A 23,871-nucleotide genomic window follows, 5' to 3' on the forward strand; every position below is an offset into this window, starting at 1 on the left:
GGTGGCGACCAGCCCGACGTGTCGTGCCTTGCCCATTTCAATTTGCGCGCGGGCTTTTTCGAACCAGTAGGTCACCAGATCGGCACCGCCGGGAATGCGATCTTTGTACACGCGGTTGAGGGCATTGAAATAGTCGTCGCCGAGTTCGCCGCGCTTCTTGCTGCCGCCGAGGAAGGGCGGGTTGCCGACGATGAAGTCGGCCTTCGGCCAGTCGGCGCGGCGGGGGGTCTCGAACTGCCAATGCGGCACCTGGGCGGCTTCATTGGGCACGGGCTCACCGGTGACCGGGTGGGGCTTGAAGCTCACGCCGTCCCAGCGGGTGAGGGGGCGGCCTTGCGGGTCGAGCGCGGGGCGCTGGGCGTCGTAGGCCAGCACGGCGTCGCGGCATTCGATGTTGCGCCAGTCGTGCAGCACCGGCTCGGCGACGCTGGAGCGGCCCTGGGTGCGCACTTGCCATTGCAGCCAGCCGATCCACAACACCAGTTCGGCAAGGGCCGCGGCGCGCGGGTTGGTTTCGATGCCGCGCAATTGCTGCACGGTGACGGTTTCGCCCTCGAGCCCCAGGCGGGCCTGGGTGTCGCCGAGTTGTTCGAGGGTGTCGAGCACTTCGGCTTCGAGGCGCTTCAAGTGTTCGAGCGTGACGTAGAGGAAGTTGCCGCTGCCGCAGGCGGGGTCGAGCACGCGGGTGGTGCAGAGCTGGTGGTGAAAGCGCCGCACTTCGGCGCGCGCGTCGGCCAGCCGGGCTTCGCGGGCTTTGCCGTCGAGGGTTTCGGCCTCGCGCGCGAGCAGCAGTGCGGCGGCCTGCGCATGGGCCCAGTCCGCGCGCAGCGGCTCGATGACGGTGGGCAGCACCAGCCGCTCCACATAGGCGCGCGGCGTGTAGTGCGCGCCGAGTGCATGGCGCTCGGTGGGGTCGAGCGCGCGCTCGAGCAGCGTGCCGAAGATGGCGGGCTCCACCTCCTGCCAGTTGGCCTGCGCGGCGCGCAGCAGGCCGTCGATTTGCTCGGGCGTGAGCGGCAGCACATAGTCGTCGCCCGCCGCGCCTTTGAACAGCTTGCCGTTGAAGCGCAGCACTTCGGCGGCAATCGCCGCGTTGAAGCCGCCTTCGTCCATGGCGCGCCAGAACACGCGCAGCATCTGGGTGAGCGTGGCGCCTTGAGTGCGGTATTGGCGCAGCAGCCGCGTGAAGGCGCCTTCGGGCGCGCTCTCGGGTGCACCGGAGGCGCTGGGCAGCGCGCCGGGCGGCGTGGCGTGTTCGGGCAGCAGGCCCACGTCTTCGGCGAACATCGAGAACAGGCAGCGCGTGAGGAAGGCCGCGACGGTTTCGGCGCGGTGGCCGGCGGCTTCGAGGCTGCGCGCGAGTTCGGCGAGTTCGGCGGCGACTTCGCGGGTGACGCGGGCGCTTAGGCGCGCGGGGTCGAGCGCGAGCGGATCGAGCCAGAGCAGGCGCAAGCGCTCGCGCAGGGCGGCGTCGGCGAGCTGTTCGAGCCGGATGCGGTGGCTGCGCGCGTCGGGGTAGGGGGTGTAGGTGGCGCCGCTGCGGGTGAATTCGGCGTAGAGCTCGATGACATGCCCGACGTCGACCACGACGACGAAGGGCGGGCGGCCTTCCTCGGCGGGCAGCGCGCGGGCGTAGTCCTCGGCTTGCTGGCGTGCGCGCAGCAGCGCGCCGTCGAAGCTGCTGGCGCGGCGCGCAGCTTTTTGGCTTCGAGCACGAAGGCGCCGCGCCGGTAGCAGTCGATGCGCCCGGCGCTGGTGCTGCCGTCGCCGTGGCGGAAGGTGACGGGTTTCTCGAAGGTGTAGCTGCCGTCGCCCGCCGGGTCCGGCGCGGGCACGCCCAGCAGGCCGCAGAGTTCGGTGATGAAGGTTTGCGCGCTGGCGAGTTCGCTGGCGGTGACGCCGCGCCAGCGCTCGATGAAGGCGGCAGCGGCCAGCGTTTCGGCGGCGGGGTCGCGGCGCTCAGGCGCGGTCGCGGTCGCGGTCAGGGTCGGGGCGGGATGCGCAGGGCTGGAGGGCGGCAGCATGGCGCGATCATAGCGGCCCTGGCGGCGGCCTAAAGGTGTCTGGTGACTTCAAAAAAAGGAGCGTAAGAGCACCGTTTGACGCTGGGGTTCGGCGGTTCTTGTTGAAAGTCAGCCCTTGGATGCCGTGTGGCGGCGCAGCCAGTCGGCATAGGCCTCTTCGCTGAGGTCGCCGGCGGCGAGGGCGAGCATGGTGAGCACGCAGTCGGCATCGGTGGCCGTGAGTGTCTGACCGTTCAGACGCAGGAACAGCGCGGCCGCGACGAAGGCGGTGCGCTTGTTGCCGTCGAGAAAAGGGTGGTTGCGCGCGATGCCGTAGGCGTAGGCGGCGGCCAAGGCGGCGGCGTCGGGCTCGCCATAGGCGTCGAGGTGCTGCGGGCGGCTCAGCGCCGAGTCGAGCAGGCCGAGGTCGCGCGCGCCGCTGAGGCCGCCGTGTTCGGCCAGCTGCGCGTCGTGGATGGCGAGAATGACCGCGCGGTCGATCCAGACCCAGCGGTTCATTTGGCGAGCTCGTGCAGCACGTTGCGGCGCTCTTTCATGATCTCGCGCGCGATCCGCATCTGCGCTTCGAACTCAGGGTTGTGCACGGTGATGCGCAGCCCGTCGGGCGTTTCCGTGACGTATAGCTCGTCGCCTTTGTCCAGATGCAGCCGCGCCAGCAATTCCTTGGGGAACACGGCGCCGACCGAATTGCCGATTTGCGTGAGCTTGAGCATGTGCATGGGGAACCTCCGTTATTACGGATGTAATACTAACCGACCCCGGCCTGCGCGGCAAGCGGCTCGCCCGCGGCCGGACGGTTCGGCCTGCGGGCGAGGCGTCGTCAATCTTCGAGGCCGAGCGCGCGCAGCCGCTCGCGCAGGCGCTGCACTTCTTCGATCAGGTCGGCGGTGAGGGCGGCGATTTCGGGCGGTGCGTCGAACATGCGCTCGAGTTCGGCGAGGCGCCGCGCGCGCACGAGGCTCGCGCTGGCAAAGGTCCAGCGCCCGGGCGGGCTGCCGGGCGCGAGGTCGAGGAAGCCGGCTTCGACATGCGCGCTCACCCATTGCGGCGACACCGCGCAGGCGCGCGCGAGGGCTTCGATGTCGAGCGTGTGGTCGTCGAGAAACTGGCAGACGGTTTCAGCGATCAGGTCGGTCATGATGCGTGCGTCCTTTCCCTTACAGGCCAGCGCGCGGGTCGTAGGGCAGTTCGCGCGCCATCGTCTCGTAGATTTCGCGGGCCTTGGGCGTGTCGGCCGGCGGCAGGGTAAGTTCGAGCTCGTAGTAGAGGTCGCCCGGCGTGTCGTTGGGCGTGCGCGCGGGGATGCCGTGGCCCTTGAGGCGCAGCTTGCGCCCCTTCTTCCAGCCCGCCGGCACCTTGACCTGCACGCGGCCCGTGGGCGTGGGCACTTCGATTTCAGCGCCCAGCGCCGCTTCCCAAGGCGTGAGCGGCAGCGTGGCGTAGAGGTCCCGACCCTGCACGCGCCAGCGCGGATGCGGGCGGAAATGCACCTCGAGGAACAGGTCGCCATTGGGGCCGCCGTTGTAGCCCGGCCCGCCGCGACCGGCCAGGCGGATTTGCTGGCCTTCGACCACGCCTTTGGGGATCTTGACCGACAGCGTGTGCTCCTCGGTCACGACATGCCCCTGCGGGTCGAGCTTGGGCGCGCGCAGCGTGATGGTGCGCTCGGCACCGGTGATCGCGTCCATGAGGTCGAGCTCGATCTTCGCGTGGTGGTCTTCACCGCGGATCGGTCGCGGCTGGCCGCGCGACGCATGCGCCTGCCCGCCGCTGGCACGGGCGCGGGCGGCACGGCCGAAGAGCTGCTCGAAAAAGTCGCTGAAGTCCTCGCCGCCACCGGGGCCGCCGGTGAACTCGAAGCCCGCGTCCCAGTTGGGCGGGGGACGGAAGTCGCCGCCGCCGGCATGGGCGTACTGACTGCCCAGCGCATCGTAGGCGGCGCGCTTCTCAGGGTCGGAGAGCACGGTATTGGCCTCGTTGATCTCGGCCATGCGCTTGGCCGCGTCGGGCTCTTTGCTGACGTCGGGGTGGTATTTGCGGGCCAGCTTGCGGTAGGCCTTCTTGATGTCGTCGACCGAGGCGTTGCGGTCGACACCGAGAATTTTGTAGTAGTCCTTGAATTCCATGCTGGATCCTTCACGGCTGCGGGCTGGGCCGCATCGTAGCGTGGGGGGCTCCGGGCCGAACCCGAAAGCAACATCTGTTCATGTGGTGCCGGCTCGGCAAGGATCAAGGGCCACGCTGAAGCGGCGCGATTTGCCCAAAAAAAAGCCCGCGGCCATGCGTCGGCTGCGGGCGCTTGGGCCGGCGGCAGGGCTTGCCGCCGTTGGCTCGGGTCAGCCGCCTTGGTGGGCGCGCTTGCCCGGGTTCTTCTTGCTGCGCGTGGCCGGGCCGCGCTCTTTGCTGATGCGCTGGCCGTGGCCGGCCGTGGCAGTGAAGCCGCCGGCCACTTTCGGGCGCGGCGTGGCTTTGCGGTCGGCTTCGGTGACGATCTTGTTACCCATGATGACGTGCTCCTTCGAAACGAAAATTGGGGGCGGAAAACTCCTAATTAGGCCACAGTTCGGTCGATGCCGAGCGACGCATCACGCATAGGTGTCCGCCATCAAGGCGTTGAACCAGGTGTTCATCTGTTTGAAGTTACCGCTGCTCCAGCCCACCGAGGCGCCGCTGGCCGCGGGCACGGCGGCCATGGCGCGCGCCACGGGGTCGTACTGGTACACAGCGGTGAGCCACGAGGCCTGCGTCATGGTGATGGTGGAGTAGCAGGCCGAGTTGGTCACCGGCGCGGGGTCGGGCGCGCTGCCGCCAAGCAGGCGCACGATGGCGTCGGCGCACACTTTGGCCTCCTGGTTGGCGATGTGTCCGGCCTTGGGCTGCGTGGTGGCTGATGCGTCACCGATCACGTGGATGCGGTCGGCGCCGCTCACCGTGCTTTGGTAGCTGAGCACATCCACCCCGGCGAAGCGCCCGTTCGTCGCATTGTTGAGACCCACGGTGCTCACCAGGCCGCCCGCGCGCTGGCGCGGGATGAGGTTGACGACATTCATGTTGCGCAGCGTGCCCACGGTGGTGGTGAGCGACATCGTGGCCGGGTCCACCTCGGTCACGGAGGCGTTGGTGTGGTACTCAATCACGCTGCCGTGCAGGTTGAAGAAGGCGTTGGAGAAATTGTCCTTTTCGGTCACGAAGTCGGGGTTGGCATCGAGCACGATGAGCTTCGAGCCCGGCTTCTTCGCCTTGAGCCAGTCGGCGATCAGGCACGCACGTTCATACGGACCGGGCGGGCAGCGGTAGGGCGCTTGCGGGATGGTCAGCACCGCCGTTCCGCCCGCGGGCATGGCCGCGAGCTGGGCGGCGAGCAGCGTGGTTTGCGGGCCGGCCTTCCAGGCGTGGGGCATCCGGTCGGAGTTGCCCAGGCCAGGCACGTCGTCGAACTCGATGCCCGGCGCCATCACGATGCGGTCGGCTGCAAGCGTGGTGCCATCGGCCATCCGAACCTTCATCGCCACCGGGTCCACCGCCACCACGTCGCCGAAGACGGTGGTGATGCCGTACTTGCTGCGCAGCGCGTCGTAGTTGTAGTACTGGCTGGCCATGGTGCGCTGGCCGGTGAGCACCAGGCTGCTCATGATGCACGAGGCATAGGTGGGATTGCGGTCGATGAGCGTGACGCCGATGCTGCCGTTGCTCCACAGCCGCAGGTATTTCGCCACCGTGGCGCCACCCATGCCGCCGCCGATGACGATGACGCGGGCTTTGATCGTGTTCGATGGCGGGTTGGTCGGTGTGGGCGTCGGCGAGGTGCTTTTCTCTTTCTTCTTGTCGTCGGCAAGGGCGCTGAGCGAGGCGGCGGCGAGGCTGGCTGCGGCCGCGAGCAGGGTTCTTCTGTCCATGAGTGGGCTCCGTTGATGTGGTTGTGGTTGTGGGTGGCGCGGAATCAGCGCTGCGTGGACAGCCAGGCGGCGAGGGCCTGCAACTGCGCGTCGGTGTAGCCGAAGGCGTGCTTGGTCATGATGCCGTTGCCTTCCTTGCCGGCCTGCATCTCCTTGAGTTCACTGAAGATATTGCTGGCTGACTTCCCGGCCAGCGTCTCGAAGCCCGGCCCCTTGCCATTGGTGCCATGACACTGGAAGCAGTTGGAGGCCAGCAGCCGGCCCGGTGGCGGGGTTTGTGCGTAGCCGCTCGCAGCGGCGGTGAGTGCGGCCAGCACGAGGGCGGCGCTTGAGAGGCGGTGGGTGTGCATCAGGGTTCTCCTTCCTTTGCGGTTGACGGGAGTCCGCAGTCTGGGCGCGCCGCCTGAAGGTTGTCTGAAATGAAGCGTTCGCGAATGTTTGCCAGCGCTTAGAAATGTCAAAAGTTGTAGCGTCGCAAAGCCAGTTCATGCCGGGAACCCTGCCGAATCGCTCAGAGACTGATTACAAAATTAAGGTAACGCTGATAAGCTCACCTGGCGGCGCTCGCGCACCATCGAGGGAACTGATTCACCGTTGCCTTCGACGTCACACCCACCCCTCACGGCCATGTCCACCTTGTCTCACCCCGCCGAGCTCGACGCGTTCTCGCGGAGCTACCGCGAGGCCCGCGCGAAGTTCCTCGACGCCGCAGCGGCGGCCGGGCTTGCGGTGCAGTCCGAACCGCATCCGCTGCCCGGCGCCGACGGCGAGCCGCTGGCGATCGACGTGGTGCGCGACGGCGCGCCCGAGGCCGAGCGCGTGCTGCTGCTGAGCAGCGGCTGTCATGGCGTGGAGGGCTACTGCGGCTCGGGCGTGCAGGTGGCGCTGCTGCGCGACGCGGGCTTTCGCGCAGCGCTCCACGCATCGGGCGTGGCGCTGGTGCATGTGCACGCCATCAACCCGTTTGGCTTTTCGCACACGCGGCGCGCCACGCACGAGAACGTGGACCTCAACCGCAACTTCCACGACTTCTCCCGCCCGCTGCCGCGCAACCCGGCGTATGCGGCGCTGCATCCACTGCTGCTGCCCGCCCGATGGCCGCCGGGCTGGGGCAACCGGCTGGCGATTGCGGCGCTGATCCTGCGCAAAGGCCTGCGCACGCTGCAGCAGGCGGTCTCGGGCGGGCAGTACGAGCACGCCGATGGCCTGTTCTTCGGCGGCACCGCGCCCGCCTGGAGCAACCAGGCGCTGCGGCGCATCCTGCGCCGCGAAGGTGCGTGGGCGCGGCGCATCGGCTGGATCGACCTGCACACCGGCTTGGGCAAGCAGGGCGCGTGCGAGCGCGGTTTCGCCGGCCGTGCCGATGACGATGCCGCCTACGCCCGCGCCCAGGCTTGGTGGGGCGGCGCGGGCGCCACGCCCATCAGCCGGTTCGGGCAGGGCGATTCGGTCTCGGCGGCGCTCTCGGGCCTGATGTGGGGCGCGGTGTACGACGAATGCCCGCAGGCGGAGGTGACTGCCATCGCCATGGAGTTCGGCACCGAGCCGCTGCTCACCGTGCTGCACGCCCTGCGCGGCGAGCAGTGGCTGTGGAACCACCGCGAGGGCGGCGTGCGCCCCGAGCAGGCCGCCGCCCTTCGCCGTGCCCTGCGTGAGGCCTTCTACACCGATACCCCGCAATGGAAAGCTGCCGTCCTTGCCCAGGCGCGCGAGGCGGTGGAGCAAGGTGTGTTGGGTTTGTCTCAACGCTCTTAAAAAAGTAGCAAAAAAGCTCTGTTTGACGCCGGCGATCTGGGTGATTACCCTGAAGCGGTCGCGGTTGAAGCCCGCGCGCATGGGGCGCGACGTGCGAGGACGGTAGGATTGCTGACGGCCTAACCTTTGTCGCTGCCGCGCCTCTCATGACCCCATCGAACCTGAATCCGCTCGCCGTCCCGGTTCCGCTTCGGCGTGATGCGACCGTCATCGGCCTCGTTGGTCTTGCCCATGCTAGCTCGCACTTCGGTCACTTGCTGCTGCCGGTGATGTTCCCGGTGTTTGCGCGCGAGTTCGGGCTGAGCTATGCGGAACTGGGCTTTCTGATGACGGTGTTCTTCGCCGTCTCCGGCACCGGCCAGGCGACGGCCGGCTTCGTGGTGGACCGCATCGGCGCGCGGCCGGCGCTGTTCGCCTCGCTGGGCCTGTTTCTGCTGGCCTGCCTGCTGGCCTCCGCCGCCAGCGGCTACCCGGCGCTGCTGGCGGTGGCGGTGCTGGCGGGGCTGGCGAACAGCACCTTTCACCCGGTGGACTTCAGCATCCTGAACCAGCGGGTGTCGGCGCCGCGGCTCGGACATGCGTTCAGCGCGCACGGGCTCACCGGCAACCTGGGCTGGGCGCTGGCACCGGCGTATTTCGCAGCCGCCACGGCGCTGTGGGGCTGGCGCGCGGCCTACGTGGGCGCGGCGCTGATGTATGCGGCGGTGCTCGCGCTCCTGGCCCTGCAGCGCGTGCACCTGCGCACCGAGGCGGTTCGCCGCAGCGCCGATGCGCCCAAGGGCAGCGACCTGGCCTTTCTGCGCCTGCCGGTGGTGTGGTGGTGCTTTGGTTTTTTCTTCCTCTCCACCATGACGCTGGCGGTGATCCAGAGCTTCTCGGTGTCGCTGCTCCAGGCCCTGTACGGCGTGACTTTCGAGGCCGCGACGCTCACCCTCACCGCCTACATGCTCAGCGGCGCGGTGGGCATGTTCGTCGGCGGCTTTGTCACCGCGCGCCACGGCGCGCACAGCGACCGCGTGGTGGCTTTGTGCATGACCGCCGGTGCACTGGGGCTGGGCTTGTGCGCCACCGGTTGGCTTGGTGCCGGCGGCACCATGGCGGTGCTGGCGGCCACAGGCTTTGCCGTGGGTATTGGCGGTCCGAGCCGCGACATGATGATCAAGCGCGCGACGCCCAAGGGCGCCACCGGCCGGGTCTATGGCCTGGTGTACTCCGGGCTGGATGCGGGCTTTGCCGTGTCGCCCCTGATTTTTGGTGGCCTCATGGACCGCGGCTGGTATGGCGCGACGCTGGCCGGCGCCGCGCTCGTGCTGCTGCTTAGCGTGGGCGCGGCGCTGGCCGTGGGGCGGCGCACAGCGGCGAGGGCTGCAGCTTCGGATCGAGCCTGAACCTCAAGGCAGTCGGTCGCTCGGGTCGGGTCCGCGGCGGGCGGGCGCAGCGGGTTCCGTGTTTTCCCACCACGGCCCCGGCGTGCCGGGGGCGCGGTTGTCGCGGCGGCCGTCCTTATCCTTGGGCGGTTTGCCGTGCGGGTGGTCCAAAGGGTCTTTCTTTGCGTCCGGCGGTCTCGGCGCAGGCGGCAAGGGCGGCGGTGGCGGTCGCTGGCCGGGCGGCGACTCATGGCGACGGCGCTCTTCTTCCCGCTGACGTTCCCAGCGGTTGTCGCGGTCGTCGTAGGGTGGCGGCGCCCCATAACCGGGGCCGGCTCGGTGCCCCGGCGGAACCCAGAACCCGGGAACGAAAATCAAGCGGCCATCGCGCTGTTCATAGCGCGGAGGCATCCAGCGGTGATCGTGACCGGGTGGGCGCACCCAACGGCCAGGCACCCAAACCCAACCGTTGCGCCATTCCCAAAAGCCCGCAATCCAAATCGCACCGACGAAGGGCGGCGGGGGAACCCATTCATAGCGGGGCGGCGGTGGCGGTGTGTGGACGATGATCGGTGCCGGTTGCACCACGGTCGCGTCGACCCAGACCGTTCCCGCGGGCGCAGGGGCCACCACCGTTCCGTCTGGCGGTGGATACACCGCGCAGCCACCGAGGACGAGCAAGGCTGCGAGCGGGCCCAATGCGGGCCAGGGGAATCGAGAACGTCGGTGGCACATGGTTCGGGTGGCGTACCAGTAGAAAAAAGTCGATCGGCCTCTCGGCTGGACATGCGGTTCGCTGCGGGGGTCGATCGTCCCCGATGGCAACGCTGAATCAGTTCTCGCGATGGCGCGCGCCCGGCTGCGGGATGGGATGCGAAGCGCGCGAGTGACTTGTTCAGCGTTGCCCTATGACGGGAAACGCGCAGCCTCATCGACTGGCTGACCGCGTCGCGCATCGATTGGAAAACAAATGTGACGACGCGGCCGGCCGCAACGCCTTCAGGCAACGCTGAACAAGCCCCTCGCGCGTCGCGCATCCCGGCTGCGGGCGGTCTGCTTCGTTGCAAATCCTCGCCATAGCTGCGGCTATGGCTGCGGTTTGCGCCTCGCATCCCATCCCGCGGCCGGGCGCGCGCCATCACGGGAACTGATTCAGCGTTGCCTTCAAAATGTGGGCATGAATGCTCCTATCAAGAAGCTTGGCGGCCATTGTCTGGTCGATTGCCTCATTGCGCAGGGGGTGCGGCATGTGTTCGGGGTCCCCGGCGAGAGTTACCTCGCCGCACTCGACGGTTTCCATGCCCGCGCCGACCAGATCCGCTTCATCACCTGCCGGCACGAGGGCGGTGCAGCCTACATGGCTGAGGCTGCGGGCAAGCTCACCGGGCGCCCCGGCGTGTGCTTCGTGACGCGAGGGCCCGGGGCGAGCAACGCGGCTGTTGGCTTGCACACGGCGTTTCAGGACTCGACCCCGATGGTGCTGCTCGTCGGGGATGTCGGCCGCGACGTGCGCGACCGCGAGGCTTTTCAAGAGGTCGATTTTTCCGCGATGTTCGGCCCCGCGACGCGCGGCATGGCCAAGCGCGTCGAGCGGGTCGATGAGGCGCGGCGCATCCCGGAGTACGTGGCGCGCGCGTTCGCCACGGCCCTCAACGGACGACCCGGCCCGGTCGTGCTGGTGTTCCCGGAAGACGTGCTCGCCGAAGCCGTCGAGGCCACGCCGCTCGAGCGGATCGAGGCCGTCCGTCCGGGCGTCGACCGGCAGGCGTTGGCGCGCATGGCAGAACACCTGCGGGCCGCCAAGCGCCCTTTGGTCATCGCCGGAGGAGGGGGGTGGACGAGCGCCGCCGCGCAGCAGCTGCAAGCGTTTGCCGAGTCCTGGAACCTGCCGGTGGCCAACGCATTTCGTTTCCAGGACTGTTTCGACAACCATCATCCCAATTACGCCGGGGATGTCGGCATCGGCATCCAGCCCTTGCTCGCCGAGCGCATCCGCTCCAGTGATCTGGTGCTGGCCCTCGGCGCCCGTCTGGGCGAAATGACCAGCGGCGGCTACACGCTGTTTGAGTCACCATTACCGCGCCAGCGGCTGCTGCATGTCCATCCCGACCCCGAGGAACTCAACCGCGTCTATCGGGCCACGGTTGCGCTGTGCTCGGGTATGGAGCCGGTCTGCGAGGCGCTTGCCGCCTTGACGCCTCCGGCCAGCCGACCCTGGGACGCCTGGACCAGGGATCTGCACATGGGCTTTGAAACCAACCGGGAACCGCAGGCGCTGGGCGGTGCGGTCGATCTGGCGCAAATCGTTGCATGCATCGAGCGCTGCGTGGACGCCCAGACGGTCCTTACGAACGGAGCCGGCAACTTTTCCGGCTGGCTGCATCGGTATTTCCGCTATCCGGGCTTGGCGCGCGGTTACAAAACCCAGCTGGCTCCGAGCAACGGCAGCATGGGCTATGGGGTGCCTGCGGGCATTGCCGCGCACATCATCAGTGGCCGGCCCGTCGTGACACTCACGGGCGATGGCGACTTTCTGATGAACGGGCAGGAACTCGCAACCGCAGTCCAGTACGGGGCCAAGACCATCGTCGTGCTGTTCAACAACCGAAGTTACGGAACCATCCGTATGCATCAAGAGCGCAGCTACCCGGGCCGTGTGAGCGGGTCGGTGCTGCGCAACCCGGACTTCGTCGCGCTCGCTCGAGCCTATGGCTACGCGGGTTGCCGGGTCGAGCGCACGGCGGACTTCGAGCCCGCGTTCCGCGCCGCGCTTGCGCGTCCAGAGGGAACGCTGATCGAGGTGATGCAAGACCCCCACGTGATCTCGCCCCGCGCCACACTCTTCGAGCCCCGCGCCCCGTCCTGAAAGGGTCCCAAAACAAAAAAAACCGACGCCGGGCGTCGGTTTTTTGGGGGGCTCAGTCGCTCAAGGCTTGAGATGCTGGTTGATGATCTTGGTCATCTCGAACATGTCGGCCTTGGCTTTTCCGAACAGGGCTTTGAGCTTGGCATCCGCAACGATGATGCGCTTTTGCACCGCGTCTTGCAGCTTGTTGGCCTTGATGTAAGCCCACACGCGCTTGGTCACCTCGGTGCGGGGGTACGGGCCTTTGCCGATGATGGCGGCGAGCGCGTCGCTCGGCGTCATGGGCTTCATGAAGGCCGGGTTCGGCGCGCGCTTGGTCGCAGGTTTCTTGGCAGCAGCCTTCTTGGCCGGTGCAGCCGCTTTCTTGGCGGCAGGGGCAGCCTTCTTCGCCGCCGGAGCCGCTTTTTTCGCCGGAGCCGCGGCGGTCTTCGCCGGAGCGGCTTTCTTTGCCGCGGTGGCCTTCTTGGCTGGGGCCGCTTTCTTTGCGGGAGCTTTCGTTGCAGTTGCCATCGTTTCAGTCCTCTTGTCGATGTGGATCAATCACCAGCGAAAACGGCTTCTCGACTGGCTGCGCCCATGCTAATGGAGAAAACAGCCTGCTCCAAGGGGCACCGGGGCCAAAAAGTCCACATTGAGAAGAAAATCGTTGCCGTTTCCCGACGAATCCATCCGAAGAGGACGATACCCATGACAACGCGCACGCTCCGCAGCCTTGCTTTTTCAACCTGCGATCTCTGTGACGCTCACGAAAACGACCACAGTGGCGCCTTTCGGGTGCTACCGCCGGTGTTCCGCAGCTTTGGCAGCGACGCGCCATTTGCCGGTCCGGTCTACACCTTGCGCTGTGACGAGGACAACTCCCGTGTGCGCGAGGCAGTTCAATCGGCCGGCGAGGGGCGGGTTCTGGTGGTGGCCGGGGGCGGCAAGACCCGGCGCGCCTTGCTCGGCGGCATGCTCGCACGGCTGGCCGCGGAGCATGGCTGGGCGGGCGTTGTCGTCGACGGTGCGGTGCGCGACGTGGCCGAACTGCGCGAGAGCCGCTTGCCGATTCGCGCCTTGGCGCTCATGCCCATGCGCACCGAGAAGCGTGGGGCGGGAGAGGCGGGCATCACCGTCGAAATCCAAGGCGTGAAAATTTCCACGGGCGACTGGCTCTATGCCGATGAAGACGGCATCGTGGTTGCCGATCGACCTCTGCTCGGCAGCGCGGAGCCGAATTGACCGGGGCAACGCGCAACCGGCCAGTCATGGCATGCGCCGTTCGGTGTCGAACGGGCCGCGATCACTGAGGCGGAGTCGGCGTTTCCTTGGCCTTGCCGGCATCGGATGTCGGTTGCGTTGCCAGGATGACCGCGAGGCAGGCCAAGGCCAGGGCCGCGCCCTGCAGCGGGTTGAACGGTTCCCCGAGCACGAGCACCCCCACCAGCGTCGCCGACAGCGGCATCATCACCGTGAAGACACCCGCGCGTGAGGCGGGTACGGTTTTCAGCCCGGTCATCCAGAGCCAGACGCTCCAGACCGAGGCGGCAAAGGCGTAGAACACCAGCAGCCCCCACTGGCCTGGACCGACACGATCGAAGCGGAAGTGCCAGGCCGCAAACGCCCCGAGCGGCGTAGCCAGCACCAGCCCCCAAAGGTTGATGATGGCGGTGATGCGCTTTGCACCGAGCGAGCCCGTCAAGCGTTTGCCAATGACCGAATAGAGTGCTTCGCACAGCGCTGCGGCCAGCAACGCCGCGAGGCCGAGCGGGTCGATCGCGGCCGTGTCGGCTGCGACGCCCTGGGCCGTCGTGTGCTGGCCCAGGCCCAGCAGGGCGATGCCCATCACCGCGAGCGCCACGGCAATCCATTCCCGCTGCGTGACGCGTTCCGACAAGAACGCCGCACTCAGCAAGGCGACCCAAGCCGGGATGGACGCCATCACGATGGCCGCCGCGATGGCGCCGCTACGCCCGACACCCCAGACCATGAACACGGTAAAGAGGAAGTTGCCAAACAAGGACTCCCCAAACAGGGCTGCGTGCGTTCTCCAGGCGATCGGCGGCTCATCAGCACGACGCCTCACCCAGGAGTGCATCGCAAGCGCGGCAATCCCAAAACGCAGCCAGGCCAACAAGAAAATGGGGAAGGTCTGGGCCAGCGGCTTGCTGAGGGCGACGTAGCTGCCCACGAGCGCCATGCTCGAGGCCAGCGCCGCATAGGCCACGGGCCGCCTCAGTCCCGAGGCGCGGTCAGGATCGATGTTCATCGGGGGATTTTGACGGCTGTCGTAGCCGCAGTGACGGTATTCCATAATGTGGGAAATGCTTTTCACGTGCGAAACGATTCCTTCCGATGCAACTGTTTTTTTCTTCGAAGATAAGAAAAAACGTTTCACATCAAGAAAGTCGAAGATAAGTCCTTGTTTTTGTTTGGGTGGTTTCGGTCTTATATAAGACATATGAGTGGTCAAATGTCTTATAGAAGAGTTATATTTCCACCGTCCCTGGCGTTGCTCGTCGTCCGTGGGTGTATCGGTTTCTTTTTATGAACTTCTGGAGGTTCTTCATGTCCCAAAGCAATCCTGAGCAAATGACCCGCGAGCAGCAGATCGCTGCACTCGAGCAAGATTGGGCGACCAATCCCCGCTGGAAGGGTGTCAAGCGTGGCTACACCGCCGCCGATGTGGTGCGGCTGCGCGGCAGCGTGCACATCGAGCACACGCTCGCCAAGCGGGGTGCGGAAAAGCTCTGGGCCAAGATCAACGGGGGCGCCAAGAAGGGCTACGTGAATGCGTTTGGCGCCATCACCGCGGGGCAGGCGATGCAGCAGGCGAAAGCCGGTCTCGAGGCCGTTTACCTGAGCGGCTGGCAGGTCGCAGCCGATGGCAATACGGGTGAAACCATGTACCCCGACCAGTCGCTGTACCCGTACGACTCGGTGCCGGTCATGGTTCGTCGCATCAACAACACCTTCAAGCGTGCGGACGAAATCCAGTGGGGGCGTGGCATCGGCCCCGGCGACAAGGACTACATCGACTACTTCCTGCCGATCGTGGCCGATGCGGAAGCCGGCTTCGGCGGCGTGCTCAACGCCTTCGAGCTCATGAAGAGCATGATCATCGCAGGTGCCGCGGGCGTTCACTTCGAGGATCAACTCGCAGCCGTCAAGAAGTGCGGTCACATGGGCGGCAAGGTTCTGGTGCCCACGCAGGAAGCCATCGAAAAGCTCATCGCCGCGCGCTTCGCAGCCGACGTGATGGGTGTGCCGACCATCGTTCTCGCGCGCACCGACGCCGAGGCAGCCAACCTCATCACCTCGGATCATGACGAGCGCGACCGTCCGTTCCTGACCGGCGAGCGCACGCAAGAAGGCTTCTTCCGTGTCAAGAATGGTCTGGAACAGGCCATCAGCCGCGGCGTTTCCTACGCGCCCTACGCCGACCTGGTCTGGTGCGAAACCGGCACCCCGGATCTGGGCTTTGCCCGCGAGTTCGCTCAAGCGGTTCTGGCGGCCAACCCGGGCAAACTCCTGGCTTACAACTGCTCGCCCTCGTTCAACTGGAAGAAGAACCTCGACGACAAGACGATCGCCCGCTTCCAGGACGAACTCTCGGCGTTGGGCTACAAGTACCAGTTCATCACGCTGGCGGGTATCCACATCAACTGGTTCAACACCTTCAACTTTGCCCATGCCTACGCCCGCGGTGAAGGCATGAAGCACTACGTCGAAATGGTGCAGGAGCCCGAATTCGCTGCCCGCGAAAAAGGCTACACCTTTGTGTCGCACCAGCAGGAAGTGGGTGCGGGCTACTTCGACGACGTCACCACGGTGATCCAGGGCGGTTCGTCGAGCGTCAAGGCGCTCACGGGCTCCACCGAAGAGGCCCAGTTCCACTGAAGCCGGTGAATGGGCGGCCGATCACTGGCCGCCCTCCGCTGCAAGCGCCCGCTCTGCCGGGCGCTTTTTTATGGGAGGCAGCCATCGTTCCGCACGCTGGCGACGGGTGTGGGGCGATAAAATCTCCCGTTTTGCTGCGGGTTCACAGAGGCGCCTGCGCCTGTGGGGATCATCGCCGCGTCTCGACGTCAACGAACGCACAACATGATCGAAATCACGCTCCCCGATGGTTCCAAGCGAAGCTTCCCGCAACCGGTGACGGTCGCCGATGTCGCGGCTGCCATCGGTCCAGGCCTTGCCAAGGCGGCCATCGCAGGGAAGGTCGATGGGAAGCTCGTCGACCTCAGCACGCCGGTGACCACGAATGCGAACGTGGCCATCGTCACCGCCAAGGATCCTGAGGGGCTCGAGATCATTCGTCACTCGACCGCTCACCTGTTGGCTTACGCGGTCAAAGATCTGTTTCCAGAAGCGCAGGTCACGATCGGTCCCGTGATCGAGAACGGCTTTTATTACGACTTTGCCTTCAAGCGGCCGTTCACGCCCGAGGACCTGCAGGCCATCGAGAAGCGCATGGCCGAACTTGCGGCGCGCGACGAGCCGGTGGTTCGCCGAGTCTTGCCTCGCGATGAGGCCGTTGCTTATTTCAAAGGCCTCGGCGAGCACTACAAGGCCGAGATCATTGAGTCCATCCCGCCCGGCGAAGAGGTGTCGCTGTACCGCGAGGGGGCGTTCGAAGATCTGTGCCGCGGTCCGCACGTCCCTTCGACCGGCAAGCTGAAGTTTTTCAAGCTGATGAAGGTCGCGGGGGCTTACTGGCGGGGCGACCATCGCAATGAGATGCTGCAGCGGATTTACGGGACGGCGTGGGCGAGTAAGGAAGAACTGCAACAGTACCTGCACATGCTCGAAGAGGCCGAAAAGCGCGACCACCGCCGACTCGGCCGCGAGCTCGACCTCTTTCATCTCGATGAGCTCTCGCCGGGTACGGTTTTTTGGCATCCCAAGGGATGGACGCTCTGGCAAGAGGTCGAACAGTACATGCGCCGCGTCTACCGAGAAAACGGTTACCTCGAAGTGAAAGGGCCGCAGATTCTCGACAAGGCGCTGTGGGAGAAAACCGGCCACTGGGACAAATACCGTGAAAACATGTTTGTCACCGAGTCGGAAAAGCGGGAGTACGCGCTCAAGCCGATGAACTGCCCGGGGCACATCCTCATCTTCAAGCAGGGCATCAAAAGCTATCGCGATCTGCCGTTGCGCTACGGCGAATTCGGACAATGCCACCGAAACGAACCCAGCGGCGGCCTGCATGGGATCATGCGCGTGCGCGCGTTCACGCAGGATGATGGCCACATCTTCTGTACCGAAGACCAGATTCAATCCGAGGTCAATGCCTTCACCCGCTTGCTGCAGCGGGTGTACCGCGACTTCGGGTTCGAGCACATCATCTACAAGGTCGCGACCCGTCCGGAGCAGCGCATCGGCTCGGACGCGAGCTGGGACAAGGCCGAGGCGGCTTTGATGGACAGCTTGCGCGCCTCGGGCTGTGACTTCGAGATCGCCCCCGGCGACGGCGCGTTTTACGGTCCCAAAATCGAATACACGCTCAAGGACGCCATCGGCCGACCCTGGCAGTGCGGCACCATCCAGGTGGATTTCTCCATGCCGGAGCGGCTCGACGCCGAATACGTCGGCGAGGACGGCGCGCGGTATCGCCCGGTGATGCTGCATCGTGCCATCGTCGGCAGCCTGGAACGCTTCATCGGCATCCTCATCGAGCAGCATGCAGGGGCCTTGCCCACGTGGCTGGCACCGGTGCAGGTGGCCGTACTCAACATCACCGATGCCCAGTCCGATTACGCAGCCGAGGTGGCGCAGCAGTTGCGCCATCGCGGCATTCGCGTGGCTCTGGACCAACGGAACGAGAAAATTACGTATAAAATCCGCGAACACTCCGTCCAAAAGCTTCCCTACATCCTTGTCGTCGGCGACAAGGAGCGTCAAGTCGGCGCCGTTGCCGTCCGTGCGCGCGGGAACAAGGATCTCGGTGTGATGCCGGTGTCCGACTTCGCGGACCTGATCCAGCGGGAAGTTCTGAAGAAACAGTCGGCCTAGCCTGGGTCTGTTGCGCGGATCTTCCGTAGACGGTTTTTTCAGTATTTTTGAAGGGTTTTAGCCATCGTTACCGAATTCCGTGACCGTCGCCAGCGCGAAGAGCGCAAGCATCGACTCAACCGAGAAATCATGGCTCCGGAGGTCCGGCTCTCGGGGCCGAACAACGAGCCGCTCGGGATCGTCAGCCTCTCCGAGGCGTTGCGCATGGCCGGCGAGCTTGATGTGGACCTGGTCGAAATCGCCGCCACGGCGAACCCACCGGTTTGTCGCCTGATGGACTATGGAAAGTTCAAGTATCAGGAACAAAAGCGTGCAGCCGAGGCAAAGGCGAAGCAGACCGTCATCGAAATCAAAGAGGTCAAGTTTCGTCCGGGTACCGACGAGGGGGACTACCAGATCAAGATGCGCAACATTCGGCGCTTCCTGGCTGAAGGCGACAAAGTCAAGGTCACCTTGCGGTTCCGTGGTCGTGAGATCACGCACCAGGAGTTGGGTCTGGCGTTGTTGAACCGGATTCGGGACGAGTTGGCTGATCAGATCGTGGTGGAGCAGTTTCCTAAGCTCGAGGGGCGGCAGATGATCATGATGATCGCGCCTGCCCGTAAAAAGGCTGCGCCGAAGGCGGTCGAGGCGACGGAAGCCAAAACGCAGTGATTTTTTAAGTGGCTCGGGGCCATCAAGGCTGCAATCGCTTGCAGACGCCTCACGAGCACAATTCAGAAGGAGCAGAAAATGCCCAAAATGAAGACCAAGAGCAGCGCGAAAAAGCGCTTTCGTGTTCGTCCCGGTGGGACGGTGAAGCGGGGCCAGGCGTTCAAGCGCCACATCCTGACCAAGAAAACCACCAAGAACAAGCGTCATCTGCGTGGACCGGTGACGGTCGACAAAACCAACATGGGGCATGTTGCGCAAATGATGCCTTTTGCTGGCCTGTAATCGACGGACGAACAAGGAGAATTCAACATGCCTCGCGTAAAACGTGGAGTGACGGCGCGTGCCCGTCACAAGAAGGTTCTGGCTCTGGCCAAGGGTTTCCGTGGCCGTCGTGGTAACGTCTTCCGGATCGCCAAGCAGGCGGTGATGAAGGCTGGGCAATATGCCTATCGCGATCGCCGGACCAAGAAGCGGGTGTTCCGCCAGTTGTGGATTGCACGGATCAATGCGGCTGCGCGTGAGTGTGGCTTGACCTATAGCCAGTTTGCCAACGGTCTGAAAAAGGCCGCCATCGAGATCGACCGTAAGGTCCTGTCGGATATGGCGATCCACGACAAGGCGGCATTTGCCGCGATCGTGGAGAAGGTCAAGGGGCAGTTGGCCACCGCCTGATCCAGCCCGCCTCGATGAGGCGGAGCGTTCGATTCGGGAAAAGGGTTGGGGCTTGAAGGCTTCAATCCTTTTTCTTTTCCAGCATCCATCCGTACACGAAGCCGCCGTCATGGAAGATTACAGCGTCTTGGTCGATGAAGCCCGGGCCAGTTTTGCCCGCGCGCAGACCGTGGCCGAGCTTGAAAATGCAAAGGCTCGCTTTCTTGGCAAGTCCGGGCGCGTCACCGCCTTGCTCAAAGACCTCGCGGGGCTCGATCCGGAGCAGCGCAAGGCGATGGGGGCGCAGATCAATCGGGTCAAGCAAGCGGTCGAGGCCGCGCTCAACGAGCGCCGACAGGCCATGGCGGCAGAGGAGCTCGAGCGGCAGTTGCGGGCCGAACGCCTGGACGTGACGCTCCCAGGGCGTCGCCGTGGGGCAGGTGCCGTGCACCCGGTCTCGCGGACGATCATGCGCATCGAGCAGTACTTTGGCTCGATGGGTTTCGACGTGGCGCAGGGGCCGGAGATCGAGACAGACTGGTTCAACTTCACGGCGCTCAACACGCCCGCGGATCATCCAGCGCGGTCGATGCACGACACCTTCTACGTCGAGGGCGGTTATCTGCTGCGCACCCACACGAGTCCGATGCAGATCCGACACGCGATGCATCACGTTGCGAAATATCGGGACCGGCTCGAGGCCGGTGAGGACATGCCCGATATTCGCGTCATTGCGCCGGGCCGCACCTACCGGGTCGACAGTGACGCGACGCATTCGCCCATGTTCCACCAGTGCGAGGGACTCTGGGTCGGAAGAAGTGTCAGTTTCAAGGACTTGAAAGTGATTTTCACGGACTTCTGCCGTGCCTTCTTTGAGCGCGACGATCTCCAATTGCGCTTCCGTCCCAGTTTCTTCCCGTTCACCGAGCCGAGCGCAGAAGTCGATCTTCAGTTTCCCGATGGGCCGCTTGCGGGTCGCTGGCTCGAGGTTGCGGGGGCGGGGCAGGTGCACCCCAACGTGATTCGGAATATGGGACTCGATCCCGAGGCCTACATGGGTTTTGCCTTTGGCATGGGGCCTGACCGTTTGACCATGCTGCGCTATGGCATCTCCGACTTGCGTCTGTTTTTTGAAGGCGATGTCCGTTTCCTTGGGCAATTCCAGTAATTCAAAAGGCGCCCCAAATGCAATTCCCTGAGTCTTGGCTGCGCGAATTCTGCAACCCCCCGCTGTCTACGAACGAGTTGGCCAATGTGCTGACGATGGGGGGGCTCGAGGTCGAGGAAACCCGCCCCGTGGCCCCTCCTTTCCAAGGTGTCGTCGTCGGCTTGATCGTCGAGGCTACCCCCCATCCAAATGCTGACCGCTTGCGGGTCTGCCGGGTCGATGTGGGAGAGGATCGTTTACTCCAAATCGTTTGTGGGGCACCGAATGCCCGGGCGGGCATCCGTGTTCCCTGTGCTCGCGTCGGCGCGGCGTTGCCACCGGGGGCCGATGGTGCGCCCTTCGAGATTCGCCAGGCCAAGTTGCGGGGTGTGGAGAGCGAGGGCATGTTGTGCTCGGCACGGGAGCTCGGGCTTTCGGACGACCATGGCGGCTTGCTCGAGCTCAGTCCCGAGGCGCCGGTCGGCGTCGACATTCGCGACTTTTTGCAGCTGGACGACACGATCTTCGTGCTCAAGCTCACGCCCAATCTCGCGCATTGCCTGAGTGTCTATGGCGTGGCGCGGGAACTGTCCGCGCTCACGGGAACCCCGCTCAAACCCCTGGAATTCCCCAAGATCGAGCCGAGGACCGACGCGACACTTCCCGTGAAAGTGGCGGCCCCGGATCTTTGTGGCCGCTTCTCCGGTCGGGTCATTCGGGGCGTCAATCCGCAGGCGGTCACGCCGGCTTGGATGGTCGAGCGCCTCAGACGCTGTGGGCAGCGCAGCGTGTCGGCGCTGGTCGACATTTCGAACTATGTGATGTTCGAGTCGGGGCAGCCCTCGCATGTGTTTGACCTGGAACGGATACACGGCGGGCTCGAGGTGCGTTGGGGACGCCCGGGTGAGCGCCTGAAACTGCTCAATGGACAGACGGTTGAGCTGGACGAAACCGTCGGCGTCATTGCCGATGCGGAGCAGGTGGAGTCGCTGGCGGGGATCATGGGGGGCGATGCGACCGCTGTGGGCGACGCAACGCGCCATGTCTACCTCGAGGCGGCTTTCTGGTGGCCCAGGGCGATCGCGGGACGTGCGCGTCGATTCAACTTTTCCACGGACGCTGGGCACCGCTTCGAGCGTGGCGTTGATCCAGCACTCACGGTCGAACACCTCGAGCGGATCACCGACCTGATTCAGAAGATTTGTGGCGGCGAGCCCGGGCCGGTCCAGGACCTCCCGGTGAACGTTCCGAGCCCGGAGGAAGTGCGCTTGCGCGTGGATCGCGCAGAGAAGGTGCTGGGTATGCCTTTGGGAATCGAGCGCTGCGAGCAAGCGCTTCGGGCGCTGTCGTTGCCGACGCGGCGCCTGGACGAAAGCCAGCTCGCCGTTTTGCCGCCGACGTTCCGTTTTGATTTGCGGATCGAAGAAGACCTGATCGAAGAGATCGCCCGCATGATCGGCTACGACCAGTTGCCCGACGAGACGCCTCTTGCGCCGCTGCAGGCCAAGCCGAGTGCCGAGTCCGAGCGCTCGGCGGCGGATTTACGTCGTGTGATGGCCGATCTGGGCTACGACGAAACCATCAGCTTCAGCTTCGTTGACGAGGCTTGGGAGCGCGATCTGGCGGCGAATCCCGATCCAATCCGGGTTCTCAATCCGATCGCGAGCCATCTGGCCGTGATGCGGTCGACCCTGGTTGGGTCTCTGCTCAGTGCGCTGAGATTCAATCTCGACCATCGTGTAGACCGGGTTCGACTGTTCGAGATCGGTCGTGTGTTTCGCCGCAACCCGAACGTTGCGGAGTCGGCCTTTGAAGTGGCGGGCATCGACCAGCCCCTGAAGCTCGCAGGCATTGCCTATGGGCAGACGGATGTGCCACACTGGGACGGCCCAGGCCGTTGGGTCGACTTCTTTGACGTCAAAGGCGACATCGAGCAGTTGTTCGAGCCGCGGCGCCTGTCGTTTCAGGCCAGCGAGCATCCGGCCTTGCACCCGGGGCGCAGCGCAGCGATTCTGCTCGAAGGGCGTTCGATCGGATTTGTCGGCGAGCTGCATCCCCGCTGGCGGCAACAATGGGAGTTCGCGCGGCCTCCGGTCCTCTTCGAGATTGACTTCCGCGCGGCCTGCGAGCGCGTGGTTCCGCGTTTGATCGAGGTTGGACGTTTTCCCGTCTCGATTCGCGACATCGCCATCGTGTTGCCGGATGGCGTCTTGTTTGGGGCCGTTTCGGCGGCGATCGAACGGGCGGCCCCTGGGACCATCTTGCGCGACGTGCGGATCTTCGACGTCTATCGCCCCAAGGCTGCGGGCGCTGAGTCGGACCAAGCGGTGCCCGCAGGTCATCGCAGCCTCGCGATTCGTTTGGTCTTTGGTTCGAATGAGCGAACGCTGACGGATGCGGAGATGGACGAGGCCGTTTCTACGATTCTTGCCTCGCTTCAGCGGGAATTCGGGGCACGCTTGCGTGCCTGAAGCGCATTGGGTTCACGAGTGGGTGGCAGACATGGAGCCAGCGATGGAGATCACGGTCGACAACCTCGAAACACCGGCTTTGACGAAGGCGGAGTTGGCGGAGCTGCTGTTTGAGCGCATCGGGCTGAACAAGCGCGAGTCCAAGGAGATGGTGGACGCATTTTTCGACCTGATCGGCAGCGAATTGATCAAGGGCGAAGATGTCCGCATCGCGGGCTTCGGCAGCTTTGAGATCCGAACCAAAGCGCCCCGGCCCGGGCGCAATCCGCGTACCGGGGCGCTCGTGCCGATCGACGCTCGGCGCGTGGTGGTGTTCCACCCGAGCCAGAAGCTGCGTGCCCAGCTTCAAGGCGGCTCGAACGCGGCTTTGAAAGCCGATGGCGACGATGTCTCGGATTTTGAACGATGACGAGCGCTGCGAATTTGCCGCCGATTCCTGCGAAGCGGTACTTCACGATCGGAGAGGTCGCCGTCCTGTGCGGCGTGAAGCCGCATGTGCTCCGCTATTGGGAGCAGGAGTTCGCTCAGTTGAGGCCGATGAAGCGTCGCGGAAACCGGCGCTACTACCAGCACCATGAAGTCTTGATGGTGCGGCGGATTCGTGAACTCCTCTATGAGCAAGGCTTTACGATCAGCGGCGCTCGTGCGCAGCTGCAGCAAGGCGCGAGCGACGCCGGCGTTTGGACGGGTGAGCCGCTGGAGCAGGACGGCTCACCCATTGTGCTTGAGGCTTCGGATGCCGCGGGTTCCAACTCGCCGATCGCGGCTTCATCGGCCTTGGGCTCCTTCCGCCAACAGTTGTTCGAAATTCGACGTCTGTTGGAGGACGGCGAGCCGGAAACGAGCGATTCTTCACTGAAAAGCACGATATAATTGCAGCTTCGGCGTGTAGCGCAGCCTGGTAGCGCACTTGCATGGGGTGCAAGGGGTCGCGAGTTCGAATCCCGCCACGCCGACCATTTTTAGGGCCGCAGTTTCCGACTGCGGCCCTTTGCCGTTTTGGGGCCAACTCAGGGTCTCGATATGCTTGTGGTGCCGCTGAA

At 65.0% G+C, this 23,871-nt stretch carries 24 protein-coding genes, 1 tRNA gene and 1 pseudogene; 14 read left to right on the top strand and 12 right to left on the bottom strand.

Going from position 1 to position 23,871, the window contains the following annotated elements; genetic code table 11:
- From JHC36_RS08135 to JHC36_RS08170, 9 genes and pseudogenes are all read right to left on the bottom strand, one after another.
- Positions 1-1,287, bottom strand: a 1,287-nt coding sequence (locus JHC36_RS08135; RefSeq protein ID WP_353846130.1) for a DNA methyltransferase, incomplete at its 3' end; no start/stop codon positions are given.
- Between the two features lie 114 nt (positions 1,288-1,401).
- A pseudogene (locus JHC36_RS11655) lies at positions 1,402-2,024 on the bottom strand (type IIL restriction-modification enzyme MmeI); the annotation flags it as partial.
- 108 nt (positions 2,025-2,132) lie between these two features.
- Positions 2,133-2,522: a type II toxin-antitoxin system death-on-curing family toxin gene (locus tag JHC36_RS08140; RefSeq protein ID WP_124223646.1), complete on the bottom strand. Its 390-nt coding sequence runs from the start codon at positions 2,520-2,522 to the stop codon at positions 2,133-2,135.
- Positions 2,519-2,743 (bottom strand): AbrB/MazE/SpoVT family DNA-binding domain-containing protein, encoded by a 225-nt coding sequence (locus JHC36_RS08145; protein ID WP_124223648.1) that lies wholly within the window; start codon positions 2,741-2,743, stop codon positions 2,519-2,521. Before JHC36_RS08145 ends, JHC36_RS08140 begins: the two co-directional genes overlap by 4 nt.
- Before the next feature lie 101 nt (positions 2,744-2,844).
- Positions 2,845-3,162, bottom strand: coding sequence for a MerR family transcriptional regulator (locus tag JHC36_RS08150; protein WP_124223650.1), 318 nt, complete (start codon positions 3,160-3,162; stop codon positions 2,845-2,847).
- 19 nt (positions 3,163-3,181) lie between these two features.
- Positions 3,182-4,150: a DnaJ C-terminal domain-containing protein gene (locus JHC36_RS08155; protein ID WP_287918078.1), complete on the bottom strand. Its 969-nt coding sequence runs from the start codon at positions 4,148-4,150 to the stop codon at positions 3,182-3,184.
- Positions 4,151-4,360: 210 nt separating this feature from the next.
- Entirely contained in the window at positions 4,361-4,528 is a 168-nt protein-coding gene (locus JHC36_RS08160; protein ID WP_170159065.1) for a hypothetical protein, read from the bottom strand.
- 81 nt (positions 4,529-4,609) lie between these two features.
- Positions 4,610-5,920, bottom strand: a complete 1,311-nt coding sequence (locus JHC36_RS08165) for an FAD-dependent oxidoreductase (protein WP_287918082.1) — start codon at positions 5,918-5,920, stop codon at positions 4,610-4,612.
- Between the two features lie 44 nt (positions 5,921-5,964).
- Positions 5,965-6,270, bottom strand: a complete 306-nt coding sequence (locus JHC36_RS08170) for a c-type cytochrome (RefSeq protein ID WP_287918085.1) — start codon at positions 6,268-6,270, stop codon at positions 5,965-5,967.
- Positions 6,271-6,547: 277 nt separating this feature from the next.
- On the opposite strand from JHC36_RS08170, the gene JHC36_RS08175 reads away from it, so the two are divergent.
- Both JHC36_RS08175 and JHC36_RS08180 read left to right on the top strand, forming a co-directional pair.
- Positions 6,548-7,675, top strand: a complete 1,128-nt coding sequence (locus JHC36_RS08175) for a M14 family metallopeptidase (protein WP_287918088.1) — start codon at positions 6,548-6,550, stop codon at positions 7,673-7,675.
- 146 nt (positions 7,676-7,821) lie between these two features.
- Entirely contained in the window at positions 7,822-9,063 is a 1,242-nt protein-coding gene (locus JHC36_RS08180; RefSeq protein ID WP_287918091.1) for an MFS transporter, read from the top strand.
- 3 nt (positions 9,064-9,066) lie between these two features.
- On the opposite strand, the gene JHC36_RS08185 is transcribed toward JHC36_RS08180, so the two are convergent.
- Positions 9,067-9,741: a hypothetical protein gene (locus JHC36_RS08185; protein WP_287918093.1), complete on the bottom strand. Its 675-nt coding sequence runs from the start codon at positions 9,739-9,741 to the stop codon at positions 9,067-9,069.
- A gap of 478 nt (positions 9,742-10,219) precedes the next feature.
- Here JHC36_RS08185 and JHC36_RS08190 point away from each other — a divergent pair, with 478 nt between their 5' ends.
- Entirely contained in the window at positions 10,220-11,908 is a 1,689-nt protein-coding gene (locus tag JHC36_RS08190) for a thiamine pyrophosphate-binding protein (RefSeq protein ID WP_287918096.1), read from the top strand.
- A 60-nt stretch (positions 11,909-11,968) separates the two neighbouring features.
- On the opposite strand, the gene JHC36_RS08195 is transcribed toward JHC36_RS08190, so the two are convergent.
- Complete coding sequence (locus JHC36_RS08195; protein ID WP_287918099.1) at positions 11,969-12,418, bottom strand: SWIB/MDM2 domain-containing protein; 450 nt, start codon at positions 12,416-12,418, stop codon at positions 11,969-11,971.
- 177 nt (positions 12,419-12,595) lie between these two features.
- Here JHC36_RS08195 and rraA point away from each other — a divergent pair, with 177 nt between their 5' ends.
- The gene (rraA, locus tag JHC36_RS08200; RefSeq protein ID WP_287918102.1) at positions 12,596-13,129 is read left to right on the top strand and encodes a ribonuclease E activity regulator RraA; all 534 of its coding nucleotides are present in this window, start codon (positions 12,596-12,598) and stop codon (positions 13,127-13,129) included.
- 61 nt (positions 13,130-13,190) lie between these two features.
- Here the strand turns inward: rraA and JHC36_RS08205 are convergent, their stop codons facing one another.
- Positions 13,191-14,156, bottom strand: a complete 966-nt coding sequence (locus JHC36_RS08205; protein WP_287918105.1) for a DMT family transporter — start codon at positions 14,154-14,156, stop codon at positions 13,191-13,193.
- 299 nt (positions 14,157-14,455) lie between these two features.
- On the opposite strand from JHC36_RS08205, the gene aceA reads away from it, so the two are divergent.
- The 10 genes from aceA to JHC36_RS08255 all read left to right on the top strand — a co-directional run bounded on the left by aceA (position 14,456) and on the right by JHC36_RS08255 (position 23,787).
- Entirely contained in the window at positions 14,456-15,787 is a 1,332-nt protein-coding gene (gene aceA / locus JHC36_RS08210) for an isocitrate lyase (RefSeq protein ID WP_287918107.1), read from the top strand.
- A 204-nt stretch (positions 15,788-15,991) separates the two neighbouring features.
- On the top strand, positions 15,992-17,905 hold the full coding sequence (gene thrS / locus JHC36_RS08215; RefSeq protein ID WP_124223675.1) for a threonine--tRNA ligase: 1,914 nt from the start codon (positions 15,992-15,994) through the stop codon (positions 17,903-17,905).
- 63 nt (positions 17,906-17,968) lie between these two features.
- The gene (gene infC / locus JHC36_RS08220; RefSeq protein ID WP_124223678.1) at positions 17,969-18,559 is read left to right on the top strand and encodes a translation initiation factor IF-3; all 591 of its coding nucleotides are present in this window, start codon (positions 17,969-17,971) and stop codon (positions 18,557-18,559) included.
- Between the two features lie 78 nt (positions 18,560-18,637).
- The gene (gene rpmI / locus JHC36_RS08225) at positions 18,638-18,841 is read left to right on the top strand and encodes a 50S ribosomal protein L35 (protein WP_124223680.1); all 204 of its coding nucleotides are present in this window, start codon (positions 18,638-18,640) and stop codon (positions 18,839-18,841) included.
- Between the two features lie 27 nt (positions 18,842-18,868).
- Positions 18,869-19,231, top strand: a complete 363-nt coding sequence (gene rplT / locus JHC36_RS08230) for a 50S ribosomal protein L20 (RefSeq protein WP_124223682.1) — start codon at positions 18,869-18,871, stop codon at positions 19,229-19,231.
- A 109-nt stretch (positions 19,232-19,340) separates the two neighbouring features.
- Entirely contained in the window at positions 19,341-20,378 is a 1,038-nt protein-coding gene (gene pheS, locus JHC36_RS08235; protein WP_124223684.1) for a phenylalanine--tRNA ligase subunit alpha, read from the top strand.
- Positions 20,379-20,395: 17 nt separating this feature from the next.
- A complete protein-coding gene (gene pheT, locus JHC36_RS08240) occupies positions 20,396-22,828 on the top strand; it encodes a phenylalanine--tRNA ligase subunit beta (RefSeq protein WP_287918112.1) in 2,433 nt (810 codons plus the stop codon).
- A gap of 43 nt (positions 22,829-22,871) precedes the next feature.
- Positions 22,872-23,237: an integration host factor subunit alpha gene (locus JHC36_RS08245; RefSeq protein ID WP_287918115.1), complete on the top strand. Its 366-nt coding sequence runs from the start codon at positions 22,872-22,874 to the stop codon at positions 23,235-23,237.
- Positions 23,234-23,701, top strand: coding sequence for a MerR family transcriptional regulator (locus JHC36_RS08250; protein WP_287918117.1), 468 nt, complete (start codon positions 23,234-23,236; stop codon positions 23,699-23,701). Before JHC36_RS08245 ends, JHC36_RS08250 begins: the two co-directional genes overlap by 4 nt.
- A gap of 9 nt (positions 23,702-23,710) precedes the next feature.
- Positions 23,711-23,787, top strand: a tRNA-Pro gene (locus tag JHC36_RS08255).
- Positions 23,788-23,871: the final 84 nt, after the last annotated feature.

The organism is Tibeticola sp. (genome assembly GCF_022759015.1).
Lineage (GTDB): Bacteria > Pseudomonadota > Gammaproteobacteria > Burkholderiales > Burkholderiaceae_C > Tibeticola > Tibeticola sediminis.

Excerpts from the sequence above, each read along its gene's own strand:
- JHC36_RS08140 (WP_124223646.1), bottom strand. The coding sequence starts at position 2,522 with ATGAACCGCTGGGTCTGGATCGACCGCGCGGTCATTCTCGCCATCCAC.
- JHC36_RS08145 (WP_124223648.1), bottom strand. The coding sequence starts at position 2,743 with ATGCACATGCTCAAGCTCACGCAAATCGGCAATTCGGTCGGCGCCGTG.
- JHC36_RS08150 (WP_124223650.1), bottom strand. The coding sequence starts at position 3,162 with ATGACCGACCTGATCGCTGAAACCGTCTGCCAGTTTCTCGACGACCAC.
- JHC36_RS08155 (WP_287918078.1), bottom strand. The coding sequence starts at position 4,150 with ATGGAATTCAAGGACTACTACAAAATTCTCGGTGTCGACCGCAACGCC.
- JHC36_RS08160 (WP_170159065.1), bottom strand. The coding sequence starts at position 4,528 with ATGGGTAACAAGATCGTCACCGAAGCCGACCGCAAAGCCACGCCGCGC.
- JHC36_RS08165 (WP_287918082.1), bottom strand. The coding sequence starts at position 5,920 with ATGGACAGAAGAACCCTGCTCGCGGCCGCAGCCAGCCTCGCCGCCGCC.
- JHC36_RS08170 (WP_287918085.1), bottom strand. The coding sequence starts at position 6,270 with ATGCACACCCACCGCCTCTCAAGCGCCGCCCTCGTGCTGGCCGCACTC.
- JHC36_RS08175 (WP_287918088.1), top strand. The coding sequence starts at position 6,548 with ATGTCCACCTTGTCTCACCCCGCCGAGCTCGACGCGTTCTCGCGGAGC.
- JHC36_RS08180 (WP_287918091.1), top strand. The coding sequence starts at position 7,822 with ATGACCCCATCGAACCTGAATCCGCTCGCCGTCCCGGTTCCGCTTCGG.
- JHC36_RS08190 (WP_287918096.1), top strand. The coding sequence starts at position 10,220 with ATGAATGCTCCTATCAAGAAGCTTGGCGGCCATTGTCTGGTCGATTGC.
- JHC36_RS08195 (WP_287918099.1), bottom strand. The coding sequence starts at position 12,418 with ATGGCAACTGCAACGAAAGCTCCCGCAAAGAAAGCGGCCCCAGCCAAG.
- rraA (WP_287918102.1), top strand. The coding sequence starts at position 12,596 with ATGACAACGCGCACGCTCCGCAGCCTTGCTTTTTCAACCTGCGATCTC.
- JHC36_RS08205 (WP_287918105.1), bottom strand. The coding sequence starts at position 14,156 with ATGAACATCGATCCTGACCGCGCCTCGGGACTGAGGCGGCCCGTGGCC.
- aceA (WP_287918107.1), top strand. The coding sequence starts at position 14,456 with ATGTCCCAAAGCAATCCTGAGCAAATGACCCGCGAGCAGCAGATCGCT.
- thrS (WP_124223675.1), top strand. The coding sequence starts at position 15,992 with ATGATCGAAATCACGCTCCCCGATGGTTCCAAGCGAAGCTTCCCGCAA.
- rpmI (WP_124223680.1), top strand. The coding sequence starts at position 18,638 with ATGCCCAAAATGAAGACCAAGAGCAGCGCGAAAAAGCGCTTTCGTGTT.
- rplT (WP_124223682.1), top strand. The coding sequence starts at position 18,869 with ATGCCTCGCGTAAAACGTGGAGTGACGGCGCGTGCCCGTCACAAGAAG.
- pheS (WP_124223684.1), top strand. The coding sequence starts at position 19,341 with ATGGAAGATTACAGCGTCTTGGTCGATGAAGCCCGGGCCAGTTTTGCC.
- pheT (WP_287918112.1), top strand. The coding sequence starts at position 20,396 with ATGCAATTCCCTGAGTCTTGGCTGCGCGAATTCTGCAACCCCCCGCTG.
- JHC36_RS08245 (WP_287918115.1), top strand. The coding sequence starts at position 22,872 with ATGGAGATCACGGTCGACAACCTCGAAACACCGGCTTTGACGAAGGCG.
- JHC36_RS08250 (WP_287918117.1), top strand. The coding sequence starts at position 23,234 with ATGACGAGCGCTGCGAATTTGCCGCCGATTCCTGCGAAGCGGTACTTC.